The sequence below is a fragment of the Eudoraea chungangensis genome, assembly GCF_029360665.1.
Taxonomy (GTDB): domain Bacteria; phylum Bacteroidota; class Bacteroidia; order Flavobacteriales; family Flavobacteriaceae; genus Eudoraea; species Eudoraea chungangensis.
Map to the genome: position 1 here is coordinate 275,178 of NZ_JARDUB010000004.1, position 22,184 is coordinate 297,361.

General features: G+C 37.6%; 20 protein-coding genes. 11 read left to right on the forward strand and 9 right to left on the reverse strand.

Annotation, left to right across the window (positions count from 1 at the left end; genetic code table 11):
- Positions 1–30 precede the first annotated feature (30 nt).
- The 4 genes from PXG98_RS11210 to PXG98_RS11225 all read right to left on the reverse strand — a co-directional run bounded on the left by PXG98_RS11210 (position 31) and on the right by PXG98_RS11225 (position 8,013).
- Positions 31–2,430 carry a glycoside hydrolase family 31 protein gene (locus tag PXG98_RS11210; RefSeq protein ID WP_276391138.1) on the reverse strand — a complete coding sequence of 800 codons (2,400 nt, stop codon included), beginning with the start codon at positions 2,428–2,430 and terminating at the stop codon, positions 31–33.
- A 98-nt stretch (positions 2,431–2,528) separates the two neighbouring features.
- On the reverse strand, positions 2,529–4,430 hold the full coding sequence (glgB, locus tag PXG98_RS11215) for a 1,4-alpha-glucan branching protein GlgB (protein WP_276391139.1): 1,902 nt from the start codon (positions 4,428–4,430) through the stop codon (positions 2,529–2,531).
- Between the two features lie 10 nt (positions 4,431–4,440).
- Positions 4,441–6,075 carry a trehalose synthase gene (locus PXG98_RS11220; protein WP_276391140.1) on the reverse strand — a complete coding sequence of 545 codons (1,635 nt, stop codon included), beginning with the start codon at positions 6,073–6,075 and terminating at the stop codon, positions 4,441–4,443.
- A 6-nt stretch (positions 6,076–6,081) separates the two neighbouring features.
- Positions 6,082–8,013, reverse strand: coding sequence for an alpha-1,4-glucan--maltose-1-phosphate maltosyltransferase (locus PXG98_RS11225; protein ID WP_276391141.1), 1,932 nt, complete (start codon positions 8,011–8,013; stop codon positions 6,082–6,084).
- A 204-nt stretch (positions 8,014–8,217) separates the two neighbouring features.
- Between PXG98_RS11225 and PXG98_RS11230 the strand changes: the two genes are divergently transcribed.
- From PXG98_RS11230 to PXG98_RS11245, 4 genes are all read left to right on the forward strand, one after another.
- Positions 8,218–8,778, forward strand: coding sequence for a collagen-like protein (locus PXG98_RS11230; protein WP_276391142.1), 561 nt, complete (start codon positions 8,218–8,220; stop codon positions 8,776–8,778).
- An 84-nt stretch (positions 8,779–8,862) separates the two neighbouring features.
- The gene (gene msrB / locus PXG98_RS11235) at positions 8,863–9,375 is read left to right on the forward strand and encodes a peptide-methionine (R)-S-oxide reductase MsrB (RefSeq protein ID WP_276391143.1); all 513 of its coding nucleotides are present in this window, start codon (positions 8,863–8,865) and stop codon (positions 9,373–9,375) included.
- A 216-nt stretch (positions 9,376–9,591) separates the two neighbouring features.
- Positions 9,592–10,983, forward strand: a complete 1,392-nt coding sequence (lpdA, locus tag PXG98_RS11240) for a dihydrolipoyl dehydrogenase (protein WP_276391145.1) — start codon at positions 9,592–9,594, stop codon at positions 10,981–10,983.
- Positions 10,984–10,994: 11 nt separating this feature from the next.
- Positions 10,995–11,300, forward strand: a complete 306-nt coding sequence (locus PXG98_RS11245) for a DUF3817 domain-containing protein (protein ID WP_276391146.1) — start codon at positions 10,995–10,997, stop codon at positions 11,298–11,300.
- On the opposite strand, the gene aroQ is transcribed toward PXG98_RS11245, so the two are convergent.
- Positions 11,277–11,690 carry a type II 3-dehydroquinate dehydratase gene (gene aroQ, locus PXG98_RS11250; RefSeq protein ID WP_276391147.1) on the reverse strand — a complete coding sequence of 138 codons (414 nt, stop codon included), beginning with the start codon at positions 11,688–11,690 and terminating at the stop codon, positions 11,277–11,279. The two genes, PXG98_RS11245 and aroQ, sit on opposite strands and share 24 nt — an antisense overlap.
- A 53-nt stretch (positions 11,691–11,743) precedes the next feature.
- Complete coding sequence (locus PXG98_RS11255) at positions 11,744–12,247, reverse strand: hypothetical protein (protein WP_276391148.1); 504 nt, start codon at positions 12,245–12,247, stop codon at positions 11,744–11,746.
- Positions 12,248–12,459: 212 nt separating this feature from the next.
- On the opposite strand from PXG98_RS11255, the gene xerD reads away from it, so the two are divergent.
- The 4 genes from xerD (at position 12,460) to PXG98_RS11275 (ending at position 16,083) form a co-directional block, all read left to right on the forward strand.
- Positions 12,460–13,362 carry a site-specific tyrosine recombinase XerD gene (gene xerD / locus PXG98_RS11260; protein ID WP_276391149.1) on the forward strand — a complete coding sequence of 301 codons (903 nt, stop codon included), beginning with the start codon at positions 12,460–12,462 and terminating at the stop codon, positions 13,360–13,362.
- A gap of 38 nt (positions 13,363–13,400) precedes the next feature.
- Positions 13,401–14,828 carry an amidohydrolase gene (locus PXG98_RS11265; protein WP_276391150.1) on the forward strand — a complete coding sequence of 476 codons (1,428 nt, stop codon included), beginning with the start codon at positions 13,401–13,403 and terminating at the stop codon, positions 14,826–14,828.
- A gap of 111 nt (positions 14,829–14,939) precedes the next feature.
- A complete protein-coding gene (locus tag PXG98_RS11270) occupies positions 14,940–15,434 on the forward strand; it encodes an RNA polymerase sigma factor (protein ID WP_276391152.1) in 495 nt (164 codons plus the stop codon).
- Between the two features lie 4 nt (positions 15,435–15,438).
- Complete coding sequence (locus tag PXG98_RS11275) at positions 15,439–16,083, forward strand: hypothetical protein (RefSeq protein WP_276391154.1); 645 nt, start codon at positions 15,439–15,441, stop codon at positions 16,081–16,083.
- On the opposite strand, the gene PXG98_RS11280 is transcribed toward PXG98_RS11275, so the two are convergent.
- Both PXG98_RS11280 and PXG98_RS11285 read right to left on the reverse strand, forming a co-directional pair.
- Positions 16,080–16,883, reverse strand: a complete 804-nt coding sequence (locus tag PXG98_RS11280; protein ID WP_276391155.1) for a lysophospholipid acyltransferase family protein — start codon at positions 16,881–16,883, stop codon at positions 16,080–16,082. The genes PXG98_RS11275 and PXG98_RS11280 overlap by 4 nt on opposite strands.
- Before the next feature lie 25 nt (positions 16,884–16,908).
- Positions 16,909–17,550, reverse strand: coding sequence for an NUDIX hydrolase (locus tag PXG98_RS11285; protein ID WP_276391157.1), 642 nt, complete (start codon positions 17,548–17,550; stop codon positions 16,909–16,911).
- On the opposite strand from PXG98_RS11285, the gene PXG98_RS11290 reads away from it, so the two are divergent.
- The gene (locus tag PXG98_RS11290; RefSeq protein ID WP_276391159.1) at positions 17,549–18,259 is read left to right on the forward strand and encodes a peptidylprolyl isomerase; all 711 of its coding nucleotides are present in this window, start codon (positions 17,549–17,551) and stop codon (positions 18,257–18,259) included. The genes PXG98_RS11285 and PXG98_RS11290 overlap by 2 nt on opposite strands.
- Here the strand turns inward: PXG98_RS11290 and PXG98_RS11295 are convergent, their stop codons facing one another.
- Positions 18,260–18,868 (reverse strand): trimeric intracellular cation channel family protein, encoded by a 609-nt coding sequence (locus PXG98_RS11295; protein WP_276391161.1) that lies wholly within the window; start codon positions 18,866–18,868, stop codon positions 18,260–18,262.
- A 363-nt stretch (positions 18,869–19,231) separates the two neighbouring features.
- Here PXG98_RS11295 and PXG98_RS11300 point away from each other — a divergent pair, with 363 nt between their 5' ends.
- Both PXG98_RS11300 and PXG98_RS11305 read left to right on the forward strand, forming a co-directional pair.
- Complete coding sequence (locus PXG98_RS11300; protein WP_276391162.1) at positions 19,232–19,726, forward strand: CIA30 family protein; 495 nt, start codon at positions 19,232–19,234, stop codon at positions 19,724–19,726.
- Between the two features lie 241 nt (positions 19,727–19,967).
- Positions 19,968–22,160, forward strand: a complete 2,193-nt coding sequence (locus tag PXG98_RS11305) for a M28 family metallopeptidase (RefSeq protein ID WP_276391163.1) — start codon at positions 19,968–19,970, stop codon at positions 22,158–22,160.
- Positions 22,161–22,184 lie beyond the last annotated feature (24 nt).

The window sequence follows — 22,184 nt, forward strand, 5'->3', positions numbered from 1 at the left end:
TGGATTTGAATCCTATGAAATTACAAAAATTTAAGAACCAATTAAATGAAGCGTTGAAAAATCTTTAGTGACTTCAAAAGAGTTATTCCCGTTTAATTTAACCTCTTTTAGTGTTATCTGTTCTGTATCAATAATGATCTTTTTTACTTTAAAGGGAAGACCTATTAGGTTAATTTTAAAAGTATCGTAAGATGTAATAAAAGTACCGCTTTTAAACTGTTGGATTATCAACTCCTTCTCTTTCCCGTTTAATTTGAAATTCCTCAGGCTAAAACTCCCTTTAGCATAGTCATATCCATCCTGAGCGTCTTCGTAGACAGTAGACTTTTCGAGGCCTAGTTTGTAGTAAACATCCAGGGTTAGTTTATCTATTTCTTTTTCACCAACATACTGCTGTATGGGATACTTAGGAATTATAGCTCCCTCTTTAATAAAAATTGGAATCTTATCAATATCAGCGGCAACCCATTTCTCCATTCCTCCTTCTACTATTTCACCAGTCCAGAAATTATGCCATTTACCTCTTGGAATATACATTCTACGTCCATGAGCGTTAGGCTCCTGTACAGGGCAAACAAGAATCTGATCTCCAAAAATAAATTCGTCTGTTCTAAAATGCGTTTGCATATCCTCCTGATCGTAATATACCAGCGATTTCAGCATCGGAATATTATCGTTAGAATACTTCCAAAACATGGTGTACAAATAAGGGAGAAGCTGGTAGCGTAATTCTATAAATTTTCTTACAATTCCCGTTACCTCTTTATCAAAAGACCAGGGTTCCTGATCCCCGTGATCCCCACTAGAATGTACCCTGAAAAATGGGTGAAAAGCACCTAATTGAACCCATCTGGCAAAAAGCTCCCCATTTGGTTGTTCTGCAAATCCACCAATATCGGAGCCCACAAAAGACATACCGCTTAGGCACATTCGCTGAACTTGAACATTAGCAATCCATAGATGTTCCCATGTAGCTACGTTATCTCCAGTCCAGGTAGAAGAAAACCTTTGCGCTCCTGCGAATGCAGCTCTGGTAATTACGAATGGTCTTTTTGGGTAAACATATTTTTTAACTCCCTCAAAAGTGGCTCTCACCATTTGGGTTCCATAAATATTATGGGCCTTTCTGTGGCTACAAGGATGACCATCAAAATCATGTCTTGTATCTAAGGGAGCAGTTTTTGAAGGCACTTCCATTACAGCTGGTTCATTCATGTCGTTCCAGACCGCATGTACTCCCGTTTCAGCCATCATCTCCTTATAAAGCTCGGCCCACCATTCCCTTACTTTAGGGTTAGTAAAATCTGGGAAACTACATTCCCCTGGCCAGACTTTACCGCGCATTACAGGACCATCTCCTCGCTTGCAAAAATAATCGTTCTTCATGGCCTCTTGATAGACCCAATAATCTCTGTCTACCTTAATCCCCGGATCAATCATTACGACAGTTTTAAAGCCATCTTCATAAAGCTCTTGAATCATTCTTTTGGGATCCGGAAACCTCTTTTTATCCCAAGTAAAGCATCGAAAACCATCCATATAATCTATGTCTAAATAAATGGCATCACAAGGAATTTTTAAGTCTCTGAACTTCTTGGCAATACTTTTTACATTTGCTTCTGGAAAATAGCTCCATTTAGATTGATGGAAGCCCAAAGCCCATAGAGGTGGTAGTTCTGGAGTTCCTGTTAAATCCGTATAATCACGAACCACTTTAGACATTTCAGGGCCATATATAAAGTAGTAGTTCATTTCGCCCCCGTCTGCCCAAAAACTAGTTATGTTTCTTCGCTCATGTGCAAAATCGAAATGCGTCTTAAAAGTATTGTCAAAGAAAATTCCATAGGCATGGTTATGGTGGAGGCCAATATAAAACGGAATCGCCTTGTATAATGGGTCCTGATCTTTACTATAAGCATACTGATCGGTTACCCAATTACTCAGTCTTTTCCCTTTTAAATTAGTGTGCGTGGCCTTATCACCCATTCCATAAAAACTCTCGGCAGGTTGGGTTATTTTGCTCATTTTGACCGAATTCCCACCGTATTCATAGTTTTCTTCCCAGTGAAATCCCAGTTCATCTTCATTGATAATATTTCCTTCCAAATCTGAGATTTGGGTCCGGAGTGTTTTTTTGTCAATTAAAACGCTGATCTTAGAAGTAATTATTACATACTCCGTTTTGGTTTCCCGGGTCTCTAATTCATTATAGCCCCTACTCGCGTCGGGACTAATGGCATAGGAAAAATCAGGTTGAAAGTTATAATCGGTCGCATATCTAAATCGAAGTGCACTATTGCGTAGTACGGTTAGTTCCAGAATTACCCCATTGTCTGAAGTGAAGTAAAACTTATCCTTATCTTGTTTAAAGTTGACAATCTGATTTGGATACAGATTCCCTTTATATTCTAATTCAGTATTGGTTATCATAACACGTAAAAATATTAGACCAACAAAAAAAATACATTACGCTTTAATAATGAAAATTTATTGCCATCAATTATGAACTATTACGATATAGTTAGGTCTTAGCCCTTAAAAATGACTATTCCTAAGGGTGGAATTGTGATATTTACGGAGTTTTGTCTTCCATGCCAGGCAGTCTTGGTTACTTTTACACCAGTATTCTTTATCCCGCTTCCTCCATATTTTTTGGCATCGCTATTAAAAACCTCTTTTAAAGCACCCGATTTCTTAGGGATTCCAATACGATATTTCTCCCTGGGAACGGGAGTGAAATTACAGGCGATATATAAGTCGTCTTTTGGATCGTTTCCATGTCTGATAAAGGTGAGTACAGAATTTTCGGAATCTCCATAGTCTATCCATTCAAAGCCTTCCTGACTAAATTGCTTCTCGTATAAGGCGGGACAGGTCCTGTAAAGTGTGTTTAAGTCCTTTACCAACTGCTGCATTCCCGAATGAAAATCGTATTGTAATAAATGCCAATCCAAACTCTGTTCAAAGTTCCATTCAGAAGACTGCGCAAATTCTCCCCCCATAAAAATTAAATTGGTCCCTGGATGAGCAAACATATAACCGAACAAAAGTCGGAGGTTTGCAAAACGCTGCCATTCATCTCCCGGCATTCTATACAATAGCGACTGTTTTCCGTATACCACTTCATCATGCGAGAAGGGAAGCATAAAATTCTCCGTAAAGGAGTAGGTCATACTAAAAGTCAAATCATTTTGGTGATGTCTGCGGTAAATAGGTTCTTTTTTAAAATACTCGAGGGTATCATGCATCCATCCCATCATCCATTTCATTCCAAATCCCAATCCGCCAAGGCTTACAGGTCTAGAAACCATAGAAAAGGAGGTAGATTCTTCTGCAATGGTTTGTACCCCTTTAAAATTGCTGTAAACCACTTCATTGAGTTCCCGAATAAAAGAAATTGCTTCTAAATTTTCATTATTACCATAAATATTGGGCTCCCACTCCCCTTCTTCTCTGGAATAGTCTAAATAAAGCATGGAGGCAACCGCGTCTACTCTTAGTCCATCTACGTGAAACTGGTCTAACCAGAATAGGGCATTACTTATTAGAAAGGCTCTCACCTCATTTCGTCCATAATTAAAAATTAGACTCTTCCAGTCTGGATGGTATCCTCTTCTTCTATCTGGATGTTCATACAAACTAGAGCCATCAAAAAACCCTAGTCCATGCGCATCTTCCGGGAAATGCGACGGCACCCAATCGAGAATTATTCCAATACCATTTTGGTGTAATTTGTCTACCAAAACCTTAAAATCCTCTGGCTTACCAAACCTAGAAGTTGGTGCAAAATAACCCGTAAGCTGATAGCCCCAGGAAGGGTCGTAAGGATATTCCATCACGGGCATAAACTCTACATGGGTAAAGTTCATTTCTTTTAAATAGGCAACCAATTCATCCGCCATGTCTAGATAGCTTAGAAATTCATTGTTCTTTCCTCTTCGCCATGAACCCGGATGTATCTCATAAACCGAAAATGGTTTGTCTAAGGCATTGATCTCTTCCCTTGTATTCATCCAGTCTTTGTCTTTCCATTTGTAAGAAGACGCCCAAACAACGGAGGCTGTATTTGGCGGATGTTCACAATATCTGGCAAATGGATCTGCTTTTTCCGTCTTTATATCCTGATTATGAGATTGTATTTTGTATTTGTATAAAGCACCTTGGGTCACCCCCGGAATAAAGCCCTCCCATATTCCACTTTCATCCCAACGCACGTTGAGTTTGTGTTCTCCTTCTATCCAGTAATTAAAGTCCCCAATCACGGAGACCGACTTGGCAGAAGGTGCCCAAACAGCGAAATAAGTACCTTCTTGCCCCTTGTATTTCATAGGGTGCGAACCTAAATGATTGTAAAGCTTAAAGTGTTTTCCTGCTCTAAAAAGACTTATATCAAAGTCCGTAAATAAACTGTAAGGGATAACCTGGCCCATAAAAATTAAATTAATTATTCTCGTTAATAATACTCATTATCCCCTGTAAAGGAATCACCGCCCATAATGGTCTGGAATTCATCTCATAGCCCAATTCATAGACCGCCTTCTCTAACATGCAATATTCCAAAAGAAAAATTCTCTCTTGTCTATAGCCAATATTTAGATTGTGCTCCTGAATTAAGGTAACGTAAGACTCCATAAAGACCCCTATGAAATACCTATATAAAAGTTCTCCGGCTATAAACAGTTCTTCCTGAGAATGCTTATAACTGTCCATATTCGTAAAGATTGTCGCGTAAACCGCATAATGAAAAGATCTAAAAAGCCCGGCTATATCTTTTAATGGAGGTTGTTTCACTTTTCTATCTCTAATAGTACTTTCGGGTTCCCCTTCAAAGTCTAACAAGAAAAAATCGTCTCCTTGCACCAAAACTTGTCCCAAATGATAATCCCCATGTACTCTAATCCTCTCTCCCTTTAACTTGGTCCAATCAAAATTTACAAAACGCTTCCTAATATCATTTTTTCGCTCTAAAAATTCCGTAGCCAAATCCAAAGATAAGTCTTCCAATCGATGTAAATTATTTTCTACTGTATTTAGGCGGTTTTGGAATTGATAAAGTAGTCTGTTTTTTAGCCAAACCTCGTAATCCCCATTAAAGTGGGTCGGTGTAAAAGCCGTATCTTCAAATTCGGATCCCAAGGCTATATGCATTTCGGCGGTTCGTTTTGCCAGCGTTTGCAGCTTTAGAAATATATTTAGGCCTGCCCAATCAATAATTTCTGGTGGAACATCTCGAATACTTAGTCTATCGAAAAGAGTGGTTTGCGGTAACTCCCTAACATTGATATGTTTTTGTTCTAGGGTATTGAAAATTTTATTTAATTCTTTAAGCATAAAATCCCAAGCATCCCCTTCATTAGGCACCAGTTCTTGCATTAATGCAATGGTGACATTAACCTCTTCCGAATCCATGATACTTATGCTTCCTTGGTACGCGGGTGTATTTTTATAGCCCTTTCGCTCAGATAAAAACTGACTCATTTCAAAATCAGGGTTCTTATCGGCGTAAATTCTTCTAAAAAATTTAATTACAGAACGGTCATTAATAATTATGGAGGTATTGCTTTGCTCTAAACCCATAAAACGAGAAGATTCATAGACCGTATCGGTGAATTCAAGACTTTTATGGTAACGTACCCTTGTTACATCGTTAGGTTCGGCTGTCACAATTCTCTCAAAAACAAGTTTTCTAAAAGCTTCTAGATTTAAAGCATCTATAATAAAACCTTCTTGTTCGTTTAAGGATAATGGAAGTATCCGGTCCTTTTCGGCAAAGGATTCGTCAGTAACAAAGGCTATAGGCAGAAAATAGTGTTGGTAAAAGGCCTCTTCAAAGTTAATTTCCAATAATAATCCATAATAGACTTCCCCTTTTTGCTGAATTTTAAAATACTCTCGCAGCTCAATGTATTTTAGCTTACTCGCCTTACCGCCATACCACCGCTGCTTAAGCACATACTCTTCAAGAATATCCGACAAGAAAACTTTAATAAATTTCTTGTCTTCCATTAGATTCTCCCAGGTCTCCTTAATCACGTATGGAGCTTGTAATATTGAGTCTTGCTTTTTCTTCGCCATGGGGTTTTATTTAATATGAAACAAATGAAAAGGAAGAGTAGGATGCAGCTCAACAAAATTCCATTCGTCTGTCCAATTATAATGGTTATCTGTAATAAGATCGTGTAGTTCTACGCCATTTCCTTCATATGGATTAAGTATTTCTGAAGGCAATTGCAACATTCCTTGTTGGGAGTAATTAGAATCGAGGTTGATAACTACCAAAAGTTTATCTGTATAAGCATTGTCCCATTTAAAAAAGGCCAGTAGCTGCGGGTTTTGAACTTCGCAGAAACGTATGTTATTTGTTTGCTGTAAGGCAGAATGCTCTTTTCGTAAGAAGTTTAATCGTGAAATAAGATGCGTTATTTTATTTTCAATCGTCCAATCCCAAAATCGGATCTCATATTTTTCAGAATTTAGGTATTCTTCTTTTCCCTGCATGGGTTCGGAAACCATATACTCATAAACAGGACCATAAATTCCTAGATTGCCGCTTAATGTTGCCGCCAAGGCATATCGTATTATGTGCATTGCCTCGTTTGCTCCTTGTAAATGATATGGATTAATATCTGGGGTGTTTGGCCAAAAATTCGGTCTGTAATACTCCTTCATTTCAGACTGAGTAAGCTCGTGCATATACTCTGTTATTTCGTGTTTGTCCACACGCCATGTAAAATAAGTATAAGACTGTGAGAAACCTTGTTTAGCCAATTGCTGCATTACTTTTGGTCTAGAGAAAGCCTCAGCCAGAAAAAGCACATCCGGGTTTTTCTTTTTTACCTCTGAAATTAGCCAATTCCAAAAATAATATGGTTTGGTATGTGGGTTGTCTACTCTGAAAATATGAATCCCTAGTTCTACCCATTGCATCGTAACTTCCAACAATTCTTGCCATAAGCTTTTGTACGCATCGGCATCAAAATAAAAGTTAACAATATCCTGGTATTTTTTAGGTGGGTTCTCAGCATATTGCATGGTTCCATCTGGTCTTTTACGAAACCACTCCGGATGTTCCTTTATATAAGGGTGGTCTGGTGCAGCCTGAAACGCCAAATCTAAAGCAATTTCTATATGCAGCTTATTTGCTTTCTGAATTAACGACTCAAGGTCCTCTTGTGTTCCTAGTTCCGGATGGATAGACTTGTGTCCTCCTTCTTTAGAGCCTATGGCCCATGGAACCCCAGCATCTCCCTCTTCTGCATTTGTGACATTGTTCTTTCCCTTTCTATTTACCTCACCAATTGGATGAATTGGAGGAAGATAAATTACATCAAATCCCATTTTTTCAATTCTAGGTAATAGGCGTTCACAATCCTTAAACGTACCATGAGCCCCTTCCTTATCGGCTGCTGATCTTGGAAAAAACTCATACCAAGTACTAAAGTTTGCTTTCTTCCTGTCTACATAGACAGATAATTCTTTACTGGTATTTGCCAGTAATCTGCTGGGGAATTCTGTGAAAAGTGCATGCAATCTTTTAGAAATTGCTTCTTCTGTAGCCTTATTATATTCTTCGTCTAATTGAAAAATTTGCTCTAGACGCTTCAAATAGGTTTTGTCCTTAGCCGAAGCCTTCTTTTGAAGAAAACCGAGATATTGCAATCCATCAAGCAATTCACTTTTTACATGCTGTTTGTCTTTTAGCTTCGCTTCGATACCATGTTGCCAATTTAAGGCATGATCTACCCACGCTCTTATTTTATAGGTATATACTCCCTGCTTTAAGACCTTAAAATCTACAGTGTAAACATCATTCCCTAATTCTTTCATACGTAGCGTTTGAAAGACTTTTTCATTTTGGTGCTTAAATTGTAATTCTGCCTGAATAATATCGTGTCCATCCCCCAGAATATCTGCATGTACCGTAACCGCTTCTCCAACTACTCTTTTTATAAAAAAAGCTCCACATTGTACCTGTGGAGAAATATTTTCTATTACAACACGTTGTTGTCTCATTACCATGGATTAGAATTTGACTATTTGTTAAAAATAGGAAATTATCACTTATCCTCCTTTTAAAGCCATTTTTTTTGAGAAACAAGTCTGGTATTTAGCACATAAATATTTTTGGAACGCTTTTTGTATTTGTAACTCTGAACATAATAATAAAACCTTTTTACACGAAGACAAACCTTTAATATAAACCTTAAAAATACTCTTATGAAACAGATAAAATTACTCTTAGGAAGCCTACTAATTATTTTTATTTTCTCCTGTGAGGGACCAACCGGACCTCCTGGCCCTCCTGGTTTTGATGGAGTTGATGGCTTAGATGGCGTAAATATATTGGGCCAGGTATTAGAAATAGAAGGCACTTTTAGCCCCAGTAATAATTACAGTCTTTTTTATGAATTTCCTACCACTGTAGAAGTTTTTGAGTCCGATGTAGTACTGGTATATATCCTTTGGGATGAAACGGTAGATGGGAATGGAGAACCAGTAGACATTTGGAGATTACTACCTCAAACTCGTATTCTAAATCAGGGTCTATTGCAGTATAATTACGATTTTACCTTTTTAGATGTAAGTGTATTTTTAGAGTCCGATTTTGATTTAGGTAGTTTACAACCTGGGGATACAGACAATCAAATTTTTAGAATTGCCATAGTACCCGCTGAATTTGCACAAGCTTCTAAAATAGATACTTCTAATATCATTGAAGTAATGAATAGTCTAAACATAAGCGAGGAAGAAGTAGGTCGGATTGTCCTAAATAATTAGCAGTAAGCTTGTTATTTTGAATAAAATATTATAGTAAATTTGTAAGCGTCAAGCTCTTAACACTTGGCGCTTAAAAAAAAGAAAATGAAAAGAAAATTTAAATTGTTAACGCCTTTCCTCTTTTTGATGATAATTAGTTGTAAAGGGGTTTCACAAGAAAAGGAAGTCGCTAATACTTCTGAAAAGGAAATAAAACCAGTATATAAAGTACAAAAATCTGAAGCGCAATGGCGAGAGGACCTTACAGATCTTCAATTCTATATTCTTAGAAAAGCGGGTACTGAAACTGCTGGCACCAGTGAATTATTATCTAACAAAGAAGAAGGCATTTATGTTTGTGCAGGATGTGCTACCCCTGTTTTTGAAAGTCAGTACAAGTATAATTCCGGTACTGGTTGGCCAAGTTTCGACAGAGAGGTAGAAGGTAATGTTGCCTATGATGTAGATTACAAAATTGGGGTTAAGCGTATAGAAGAACACTGTGCTACTTGCGGCGGACATTTGGGACATGTTTTTGAAGATGGCCCTAGGGAAACAACAGGATTGCGACACTGTATTAATGGTGCCGCCCTGAAATTTATTCCAAGCTCCCCTTAAAAGAGATTAATATCTTTATATGTACTTCAGCATAATCCGTACAAGAACATTAAACTGTTCTACCTCGGAGCATTAGAATCTTTATGTCTAAAATTTAGAAAAAGAATTGTATTCTTATGTCCTAATAAATTTTTAAGATTTTACTATTAGTTGAAACGCATTCAATTTGGTTTTGTAACTTTGCATCCTTAGAATTTTGAAATTAAAAACAAAGGAATGGCCAAATTCGATATTATTGTTTTAGGGAGCGGTCCCGGTGGATATGTAACAGCAATCCGAGCTTCACAATTAGGATTTAAAACTGCTATTGTTGAAAAAGAAAGTCTTGGGGGCGTATGCCTAAATTGGGGCTGTATTCCAACGAAAGCCCTGATTAAATCTGCACAGGTATTCGAATATTTACAACATGCGGAAGACTATGGTCTAAAAGCACAGGGAGTTGACAAAGACTTCGATGCAGTTGTAAAAAGAAGCAGGACTGTGGCAGATGGCATGAGCAAAGGGGTTCAGTTTTTAATGAAAAAGAACAAAATAGAGGTCATAAATGGTTTTGGAAAACTTGCTTCCGGAAAGAAAATAATAGTTACTAATGATGCGGGAGAGACTGCAGAATATAGTGCAGATCATATTATAGTAGCAACGGGCGCAAGAAGCAGAGAACTACCTTCCCTACCACAGGATGGTAAAAAAATAATTGGTTATAGAGAGGCAATGACTTTGGCGAAACAACCAAAAAAACTTATCGTAGTTGGTAGTGGTGCTATAGGAATGGAATTTGCTTATTTCTACAATGCAATGGGAACCGAAGTCACCGTAGTAGAATATCTACCCAACGTCGTTCCTGTAGAGGATGAAGAGATTTCTAAACAATTAGAACGCAGTTTTAAAAAGGCGGGTATTAAAATAAAAACCTCTTCAGAAGTAACTAAAGTAGATACATCGGGCGAAGGAGTAAAGGCAAGTGTTAAAACCTCCAAGGGAGAAGAAGTTTTGGAAGCCGACATTGTATTATCTGCAGTTGGAATAAAAACAAATATTGAAAATATTGGATTGGAGGACGTAGGAATAGCAACTGACCGGGATAAAATCATGGTGAATGATTTTTATGCTACCAATATTCCCGGGTATTATGCCATAGGTGATGTAACCGCAGGACCTGCTTTGGCTCATGTAGCATCTGCGGAAGGAATTATTTGTGTAGAAAAAATTGCAGGAATGCATGTAGAAGCGTTAGACTACGGAAATATCCCAGGCTGCACGTATTGTTTGCCTGAAATCGCCTCTGTTGGTCTTACGGAAAAACAAGCAAAAGAAAATGGATATGATATCAAAGTAGGTAAGTTTCCTTTTTCTGCTAGTGGAAAGGCAAAAGCCTCGGGACATTCGGACGGCTTTGTAAAGGTTATTTTTGATGCCAAATATGGGGAATGGTTAGGTTGTCATATGATTGGTGCCGGAGTAACCGACATGATTGCAGAAGCCGTAGTTGGAAGAAAATTAGAAACTACCGGCCATGAAATTCTTAAAGCAGTACATCCGCATCCAACGATGAGTGAAGCAGTAATGGAAGCAGTGGCAGCAGCATATGGAGAAGTAATTCACCTTTAGAATACTGGAGTGTGCTAAAAGTTTTTAGAATTACAGCTTTATTAGAAGGTATTAGCTATCTTTTATTATTTAGTATAAGTATGCCTCTAAAATATTGGGGGAAGATTCCAGAACCAAATAAGTTTATTGGTTACGCTCACGGACTATTATTTATTCTTTTTGTGGTTTTGGCCATTGTCTTTATCCTGGAAAGAAAACTATCCTTTAAAAAGGCATTTCTAATTTTACTTTCTTCCCTGCTCCCCTTTGGAACTTTTTATTTGGATAAACACTATCTAAAAAAATTGTCTGAGCTAGAGAAAACTAGCAATAGCTAGGTCGTAACTCTTTAAGCCGAATCCAAGAACAACTCCTTTTGCTCCACTTGCGATGTAAGAGGTATGTCTAAAACTTTCTCTATTATGGGTGTTAGATATATGAACTTCTACCACTGGAGTACTAACTGCCTTTACGGCATCGCCTATTCCAACAGAAGTATGGGTGTAAGCAGCGGCATTTAGAACAATGCCATCATAACTGAACCCAACTTCCTGAATTTTATTTATAAGTTCTCCTTCCACATTAGATTGATAGGACTCTAATTCTAAGGATGAATATTTAGTTTTTAATTCTTCAAAATAGGAATCAAAAGTCTTCCCACCGTAAATGGCAGGTTCCCTTTTTCCTAGAAGATTTAAATTCGGACCATTAATAATGATAATTTTCATTTGGTAAAAGTAGGAAAATGTTGGGCATATAAAAAAGCTTCTCTAACTAGAAGTTAATCAAAGCTAAAGGTGTGTATAACGCCTAAAGTAACCGTATTCCAGGTCACAATATCCATATTAATGGCGGTAAAGGATAAATTAATTTCTGTTTGAGGGCCCATTAAATAACCCAGCATTGGTCTGTAATAAAACCCTCCGTCGTTTCCTTCGTTAAGTCCAATTGCCTGTCCTACTTCCCCACCAAAGGAGAAGGAATTAGAAGGCCAGATACGCACAGAAGCGGCTAAGGGTAAAAATTGCATTGTCGGATACTCTAATTGGATTGGTCCGGACTGAAAAGTCTCTGGAATACCAATTAAATAGCCGGCGGAAACACCCAAGTCTAGAAATTCGTTTATTCCAAACATATAACCTGTCTCAATTCCTACAACTACACTAACCGCATCGTTAAAATCATTAAAAGGCAAACCTGCTTGCAATCCAAGCTTGAGACCCTCCTGACTAAAAGAATTAGAAGTTAAGAATACCGCTAATACTACTAAAAGACACCTTTTCATAAATCTGGATTATTTAGATTGAAACTTAAAACTAAGCAGTTGCTACTATCTTTACACATTTTTGTTGTAAAAGCACTATATACAATGGTAAAAGCCTAGTCTTCTGATAAATAAGAGGTTAAACCTCTTCCTTTTTATCTTAGACATGATAAATCACATTAATTTAATGGTGGGTTTTACCATATATAACGGCTATATAATATCTTTATCTTATGACATGGAAGAACGCCATCTTGGATTTTCAACATTATCTTAAAATTGAGAGAGGACTTTCAGCGAATACTTTAGAAAATTATTCTAGGGATATATTAAAACTAGAAAGTCATTTAAATCAAGAGAAAGAGGCAAGGTCACCGATAAACATTACCAAAGAAGAAATTCAGGCGGCTATATATGAAGTAGCCAAGACCGTAAATCCAAGATCTCAGGCCAGAATTATTTCTGGCTTAAAAAGTTTTTTTGGCTATCTCGTATTCGAGGGCTTAAGGTCAGATAATCCATTAGACCTAATTGAAACTCCAAAAATTGGCAGAAAACTTCCCGAAACATTATCAATTACAGAAATTGATACTCTTGTTAAAGCAATAGATCTTTCCAAGCCTGAAGGAGAGAGAAATAGAGCCATTTTAGAAACTCTTTACGGCTGCGGACTAAGGGTATCTGAACTTATAAATCTCCGAATTTCCGATCTTTTCTTTGAGGAAGACTTTATTCGGGTTACAGGGAAAGGAAACAAACAACGTTTAGTCCCAATCAGTGAAGTAAACAAAAAGTATATTACCTTATACCGAACCCAAATTCGTATTCATTTAAGTATCGAAAAGGGGCACGAGGACTTTGTGTTTCTCAACAGACGAGGCAAGCAACTCACCAGGGCAATGATTTTTACCATTATCAAAGACCTGGCCAAATCTATAGGTCTAAAAAAAGCAATTAGTCCACATACTTTTAGACATTCTTTTGCTACTCATTTACTCCAGGGAGGTGCAGATCTTAGAGCAATACAGCAAATGCTAGGACATGAAAGCATAACTACTACGGAAGTATATATGCATCTAGACAGATCGGATTTAACCAAAGTAATCTCTCAATTCCATCCCAGAAATACCACCTAATTTTGTTTAGCTATATTTAACCAAAATATTTAATAAAAATGAAAAGACTCCTCCCTACCCTATTCCTAATGCTAATTGGTTTATCCCTTTTAACCGCACAGAAAAAGACTGATCAAATTATTAATGACCTAGAACAGAAGTCTGGCATGTATAGTGAAATAGCTATGGAAATATGGGAGCTTGCTGAAATGGGTTTTTTAGAAGAAAAAAGTAGTTTACTGCTTCAGAAAACCCTCAGTGATGAAGGTTTTACCATTCAAAGCGGAGTTGCCGGAATACCAACGGCATTTATCGCTGAATATGGCAGTGGTTCTCCCGTAATTGCAGTTTTAGGGGAATATGATGCGCTTCCGGGCCTATCGCAGAAGGCCGTTTCGGAACAAGTTACAGCAGGGGGACAAGCCGGGCATGCATGCGGGCATCATCTTTTTGGTACCGCCTCGGCAGCAGCTGCAATAGCTACAAAAGATTATATGGAAGCGCATAAGATAGAAGGCACTATTAGGTTTTATGGTTGCCCAGCGGAAGAAGGTGGCTCCGGGAAGGTATATATGGTGAGAGAGGGACTTTTTAAAGATGTAGACGTTGCCTTACATTGGCATCCGGGAGCATCAAACGCTGCAAATATTGCTGCCTCCCTGGCTAACAAATCAGCTAAATTTAGATTTTATGGAGTCTCTTCCCATGCCGCCGCTGCTCCAGATAAAGGAAGGTCTGCCCTAGACGGGGTAGAGGCAATGAACCTTATGGTAAATATGATGCGTGAGCATATCCCTGAAAAAGCCAGGATTCATTATGTCATCACTGAAGGAGGCAAGGCGCCGAATGTAGTTCCGAATTTTGCAGAAGTGTACTATTATGCACGTCATAATCGCCGGGATGTAGTTATGAGTATTTTTGATCGAATTGTAGACGCCGCCGAAGGCGCTGCCCAAGGAACAGGAACTACCATGGACTATGAAGTACTTGGAGGAGTACACGAATTATTACCAAATCTTGTTTTACAAGAAATAATGTATGCTAATTTAAACAAAGTAGGTGGATATGGTTATACCGAGGAGGAGAACCTTTTTGCGGATAAAATTGCAGTGACCTTAGGTTCGGACAAAGCAGATCTCCAAACAATTGCCTCGGTGATGCCCTTTAAATCGGAAGGTAAGGCATTTGGATCGACCGATGTTGGAGATGTCAGTTTTGCAGTTCCAACCGTGGGAATGAATGCAGCCACCTGGGTTCCTGGAACTCCGGCGCATAGCTGGCAGGCTGTAGCTGCGGGTGGAACTTCCATAGGAGCAAAGGGGATGATGGTAGCCGCCAAGACCTTGGCATTAACAGCAGTTGACCTACTATCTAGCAAGGAGTTAATTAGAAAGGCCAAAGACGAATTTATTCAAAGAAGAGGTGAAGATTTTGAATACATTCCTTTACTTGGTGACAGACCCCCTGCCCTAGATTACCGGAAGTAAATCGCAAAACAAAACTGCATTCGTTGGGACATTTATACCAGAAATCGTTTTTTATAATGTAACAAAACCATCTTGTAAGCTACTTATCTATAAATAAGCACTAACCAAAGCGTGAATAAAGAACTGGAGCACAAATTTGTTACCGAACTAGAGGACAATCAGAACATTGTTCATAAAGTCTGTAGTCTATACACTTCAAATCGCGACGCGCATAATGATCTATTTCAGGAGATTACCATACAATTATGGCGTGCATATCCCAAATTTAGAGGAGAATCTAAATTTAGCACTTGGATGTATAGGGTTGCATTAAATACTGCTATAACTCTTTATAGAAAGTCGAAAAGAAGAATTAAGACCCAAGATTATGACAGTGTAATCTTTAAAATTAAAAGCGATGATTACGACCCCACCCAAGAACAACAATTACAGTTAATGTACAAAGCCGTAAGGCAACTGGGAGACATAGATAAGGCCCTAGTATTTCTCTATCTGGAAGACAAAGACTATAAAGAAATATCGGAAACTTTAGGAATAAGCGAAGTAAATGCCCGGGTGAAGATGAATCGTATCAAGACTAAATTGAGAACCATACTAAATCCCTAAGGATATGATGGATGAACTAGAATTATTAAAACAGGATTGGCAAAAGAAAGACGGGGCGCACCCTAAGCTAACTTATGACGAGATCTACAAAATGATAAAAAAGAAATCTTCCTCAATTGTCAAGTGGATTTTTTATATCAGTATTATGGAATTTGTCTTTTGGGCGGTCTTAAATCTACTTTCCTATAGCAAAGAATCTTTAGAATTAGAGAAAACATGGCATATTTATGAAATAACTACTTTTCTCACCATAATTAATTATTTAGTATTAATTTATTTTATCTACAAATTCTACAACAACTACAAGCGTATATCCTATACCGAATCTTCCAGGAATTTGATGAAAACAATTCTCAAAGTGAAACGAACCGTCACACAATATGTTTGGTTTAACATAGCGATTTTTGTAGCATATCTTATGGTAAGTCTCTATGGAAATTTAAATTATGGAATAAATAGTGAGAAGATAATGGAGGCAGCTTCAAGGGCCGGTAATGAAACACTTTTTTGGATTATGCTGCTTGGAATGATTGTACTCTGTATTGGAATAGTCCTAGCCCTAATATGGCTTTTTTATAAGCTCTTATACGGAATATTATTAAATAGATTAAGAAAGAACTACAGCGAATTAAGAAGGTTGGAGGTTTAAGTTTTCCATTTGCGTTTCTTGTTTTCTTCTTCATATGCCAATAACTCTTTTTCTGGAATCACCTTCAAAAAAGAGGGATGTTGCTCAATAGCATATTCTAGTTTTTCAATTATAGAATCTATAGATTCATTTTCATAATCTATTTCCAGAGGATCTTTTACAACGAGAGACTGAAGTATTCCTTTTTTCTTAATTAAAAGGCCTTTTTTATCAAACGATCGTCTAAAGCCATCAATAACCACGGGTACCACCACTGGTTTATATCTTTTTATTATATGTGCAGTTCCTTTTCTTAGGGGTTTCCAGGGGGTTGTTGTTCCTTGAGGGAAGGTAATGACCCAACCATCCATCAGGGCCGTACCAATATTTGATATATCGCTCATTTTAACCTGTCGGTTAACTTCTTTACCTTCAGACCGCCAAGTTCTTTCAATACTAACAGAACCAACATAGGCAAAAATTTTAGTCATAAGGCTTTTACGCATGGTCTCAGCAGCAGCGACGTAGTATATATTTAGTTTAGGGTTCCATAGGTAGCCTACATTTTTAATACTATCCTCCCGCCCATGTAAACTAGCGTTAAACATATGAAACATGGCTACAACATCTGCGAAATAAGTCTGATGATTACTTACGAACAGAACATTCTTATCCGGTAATTCTCTAATAATATCGGATCCTTCAATTTCTAAGGTATTAAAGCCTTTATAACGCTGATGTGTTAACAGGCCGAGGGAACGAATAATCCACTTTTTTACAAAAAGTATATGCCCAAATGGATTTTTTTTAAATAATGCCATAGTCTGCAAAACTACAAAATAAGAGTTATAACACTTGCCTGAAAAGATCTTTGATTTCACTTAACATCATTGCAGTAGCTCCCCAAACGGTATAACCTGCTAATTTAAAGGCTGGTACCTCCATTTGTTTGGCGTACGAAGTACTTAAAACTTCATTAATTAAGCTTCTTTCGTCCATTAGGTCTGTGAGGGATACTTCAATTAATGCCTTCACTTCTTCTTGCTGCCTTATAAACTCCTGTTTCTCTTTATAAAGGCCAACAAAAGGAGATACTACAAAATTACTTGGAGGTATATACAATTCGCTTAAAGGCTTAACAATTTCTACCTTCTCAGGGGAAACACCTACTTCTTCCTTAGTCTCCCGCAGAGCGGTAAACAACAAATCTTTATCTGTTTTCTCTGCTTTTCCACCTGGAAGGCCTACTTGGTTAGAGTGAATTCCAGGATAGGTATTACGCAATATTAAAAGTAGATTGGTTTTGTCTTGGCTATTGGGATAAAACAATGCCACCACAGCGGCTTTTTTTGCTCTTTTAGCAGTGCTTTGTAGAGATTCTAATTCTTCTATTCGAGTTTTCGGTGCCATTTTATAATGTGAAGACGATCCTGGAAGAGGTAGATTTTTTATTTTTGCTACCTGAAAAGAAAAATCAGAAAAATTCATGTTTTACAAAAGATTAACCTTAAGTACAATAATACTATTATTTTTTCTGAATGGTTGTGGCGATTCCCCTGCAAAAAAAACAACCCCTAAAGTGACTAGTGATACCAAAGAGAAACCTGCCCTCAATGATTCTCTTATGGCAGTAGAGAAAGATACTTTTTTACTCACAGAAGAAAATGCCATTGATTTTTTCTTTAACTACCAGAAAGATCTAAAAACTACCAGAGTAAGACTTAATACCTCCCTAGGAAGTTTTGTAGTAGAACTTTATGATAATGTCCCTTACCACAAAGCCAATTTTATTTACCTTACCAAAAAAGGTTATTTCAATAATACCATGTTTCATAGAGTGGTCAAGGATTTCATTATTCAGGGAGGAAATGCAGATAATAAGGAAACCGCTATGAAGAGAAGGGAGATTGGAAGATACCTATTACCACCTGATACCAGAAAAGGCCATAAACACCATCGAGGTACCATATCGATGCCGAGCAGTGAAATTGACAATCCTCATATGCTTGCCTCGCCTTACGAGTTTTTCATCGTGGTTACCGATCCAGGTTCTTATCATTTAGACGGCGACTTTACTCCTTTTGGAAGAGTTACACAGGGCATGGACATTGTAGATAAAATAAATCAACAGGAAGTAGATGATGGCGACTGGCCTATGCAAAACATTTATATAGAAACTGTGGAAATTGTTAACTAATTAGTCTGTCTTATAAATAGAAGGAAGGGCTATTTTGTATTTTACTGCCATTAATCTAATGCCTACTACAATAGAAATTGCCATAATATAGACGTATTGGTCTTGAATGGGTAAATTTCGCAAAACAAAGTAGCTTATGCCACCTACTACACATGCTGTAGCGTAAATTTCTTTATGAAATACTACGGGTATCTCATTACATAATATATCCCGTATTACGCCACCAAAGCTCGCGGTCATTGTTCCTAGAGCAATGCACATAATTGGAAGCAAGTCTGCCTGTAAACCTTGTTCTATGCCCACCATCGTATAAAGGCCAATGCCCAAGGTATCAAAAAGAAAAAGGGATTTTCTTAAAAAACGAAGCTTTTCTCTAAATAGAATGGATAGAACTACTGTACTGATTATAGTAACTATATAAATATACTCTCGCATCCAAACCACTGGTGTATTTCCGATTAATAGATCCCGAAGAGTACCCCCTCCTACTGCCGTTACAAATGCTACGATAAAGACTCCAAAAAGATCTAGTCGTTTGTCCATAGCGACCATTACTCCTGATATGGCAAAAGCAGCGGTCCCAAGCAGATCCATTAAAAGGTAAAACATAATTCTATTCTATTTTTTTGAGGTTGAAATTATGCTGCAAATTACATTTATTCAATTAAATAATTGAACCCGCAAGTTGAACTAGGGAGACCTTTGCAAAAAAAGCTTGGCGCAATATTCAAAGTTGTTCTATTTTTTTAATCAAAATGCTACCACTAATAGAACCTTAAAAGAGATAAAAGTAAGATGCTTTGGATGGTTTGTTAATCTAATACAACTCCGGTCTAAAATACGAAGCAAGCCGCGGCCCAAACTTCATTAGAGAAAAGAATTAATAACAATTAAAGGGAGTTGTAAAATTATAATACATTTGAAAGAAGGAAGATGTATTATTATAACTATACACTTATATTTTTACTTATTTTGACCAAAACTCATGTTTTAGCTGATTTCTCCAAAGACTCTAGTCTTAGCAATTGGAAAATCGTAAATGATGGGGTAATGGGAGGCCTGTCCAAATCAAAAATTGACCTTACGAAAGAAGGCTATGCAAGGTTTAAAGGAAGCATATCTCTTGATAACAATGGTGGTTTTGCCATGGTACAATACACTTTTGACGAGATAAATATTAAACCCTTCAACAGATTAAAAATAATTTTAAAAGGAGATACTAAATCGTATCAATTCAGGATTAAGAGTAAAAAAGAGGAATACTACGCTTACGTTTATCCCATCCAAACTTCAGGAAAGTGGGAATCTATTGAAATTAATCTGTCCGAAATGTATCCGGCTTTTAGAGGGAGGAAACTAAATATTCCTAATTTCAGTGAACCAACACTGGAACAATTTTCTATTTTAATAGGAAACAAGAAAAAGGAAGATTTTGAATTACAGATTGACAAGATAGTTTTGGAGTAAGCCTCTAAATCATTTCAAAAAATAGTATCTTGAAATCCTTATTTTTTATGTTTTATGATTCTCTTCCTTTTCTTATTTCTAATTCCTTTTTTATTATTAAAAAAGCTCAATTCCTTTTCTTTTAATAGAATCGCAACGGCCAAGCAAGCTATATTAACAAAAGAGAAAGACGTTGAACAAAACTTACGTGCTATTTGGCCCAAAGTAAACTAACTAATACTATTCAAAACAATTTCTTTTTATGTACAAAAATCTCCTTACTCTTCTTTTTTTACTAGGCTGTTTTAATCTAATGGCCCAAAAAATAACCGGATTTAAAAATAGTAATACGGAAAAGCAACTAAACTTAGAAGCTGCTTTTGATGCAGAAGTTAATCCCGAGAATCTTGATGAATGGATGAAAAAAATGGCTGCAGAACCACATTATGTCGGGACCAAATACGGGAAAGAGCTCGCAGAGTGGATGGCAAAGGAATTTAAGAGTTGGGGTTATGATGTGAAAATAGATACGTATGACGTTCTATTTCCTTATCCAAAGCTAAGATTATTGGAGCTTACTGCCCCAATCAAGTACACTGCAAAACTTACGGCCGTGCCCGTTGAAGGAGATCCATATACCAACCAAGGTGAAGCTCTTCTTCCAAGTTACAATGCCTTTTCTACCGACGGCGATGTGGAAGCTGAATTGGTCTTTGTTAATTATGGCATTCCTGCAGACTATGAGGTTTTGGAAAAAAAAGGAATCGATGTTAATGGTAAAATTGTTATTGCCAAGTATTATGGCTCATGGCGAGGCATTAAACCAAAACTAGCGGCAGAAAAAGGAGCCATTGGTTGTATCATTTATTCTGATCCTCAGGATGACGGCTATGTACAGGGAGACGTTTACCCAAAAGGAGCTTTTAAAAATAAAACAGGTGTTCAAAGGGGGTCGGTAATGGATATGCCTCTATATCCCGGTGATGTTCTAACCCCTGGATATGCAGCAACAAAAGATGCAAAAAGATTAAAGAAAGAAGATGCACCAACCATAACTAAAATTCCTGTTTTACCAATTTCTTATGAAGATGCACAACCACTTTTAGAGGCTCTTGATGGCGCAGTTGCTCCTGCCTCATGGAGAGGAGGTCTCCCTATTACCTACCATATTGGTCCTGGTCCGGCAAAAGTTCGGCTAAAGCTAGAGTTTGATTGGCAGTTAAAACCGGCTTATAATGTTATAGCAACCTTAAAAGGCTCACAGTTTCCAGACCAATGGGTTATGCGAGGGAATCATCATGATGCTTGGGTACATGGAGCCAACGATCCCATAAGCGGAATGATAGCCTTGATGGAAGAGGCGAGAATAATAGGAGATCTAGCCAAAAAGGGAGAGACGCCTAAGCGAACCTTGGTATATTGTGCATGGGATGCTGAAGAGCCAGGACTTATTGGGTCTACAGAATGGGTCGAAGACCACAAAACGGAATTACAGCAGAAAGCAGTTGCATACATTAATACAGATGGAAACGGAAGAGGTTTTTTTAGAGCCGGTGGCTCCCATTCTTTGGAAACCATGGTTGAAGAAGTTGCCGAGTCTGTAATGGATCCGCAAAAGAACGTTTCTATTAAAGAAAGAGCAATGGCCAGAGATCAGATTAATGGTGGCAACGATAAGTTTGAATTGTATGCGCTTGGATCCGGATCTGATTATACCCCCTTTATTCAGCATGCAGGTATTGCTTCCCTAAATATTGGCTTTGGGGGAGAAAATGCGGGAGGTGAATACCATACCATCTACGATACTTATCCACATTACACACGGTTTAAAGACCCTGGATTTGCCTATGGCGCAACCCTGACGAAAACTGCGGGCAGGATGGTGTTGCGATTGGCCAATGCCGATGTCTTACCCTACGCCTTTAGTCCTTTAAAAAAGACCATAGACGGCTATCTTAAACAAATAACAAAACAATGCGAAACCATGCGAAATGAGGTAGAGAAACACAATAAGTTTGTACGTAAAAACCTTTATGATTTAGCTGCAGACCCAAAAATTCAAAATGCAAAACCTCAGCGAAAAGAAGCTGTGCCATTCCTTGATTTTTCTCCCCTACAAAATCAACTTTTACATCTAGAAAATTCAATTGAGGCGTTTAATCAATTAGACTTATATGATCTTTCAGATAGCAAATTGAAGGCGTTAAATGAAAAACTACAAGCTACGGAACAATCTCTCACTTCAAAAGAAGGACTGCCTAGAAGATCCTGGTATAAACACCAGATTTACGCTCCGGGTTTTTACACTGGATACGGTGTAAAAACACTTCCAGGTGTCCGAGAGGCTATTGAACAAAAGAATTGGAAAGAAGCCCAAGATCAAATTCAGAAATTGTCTAAAACCTTGGCTACCTTAGATACACATATAAATTCCTTAATATTAATTGCCAAGTAATCCATTGAATTGCAACTTAATAAA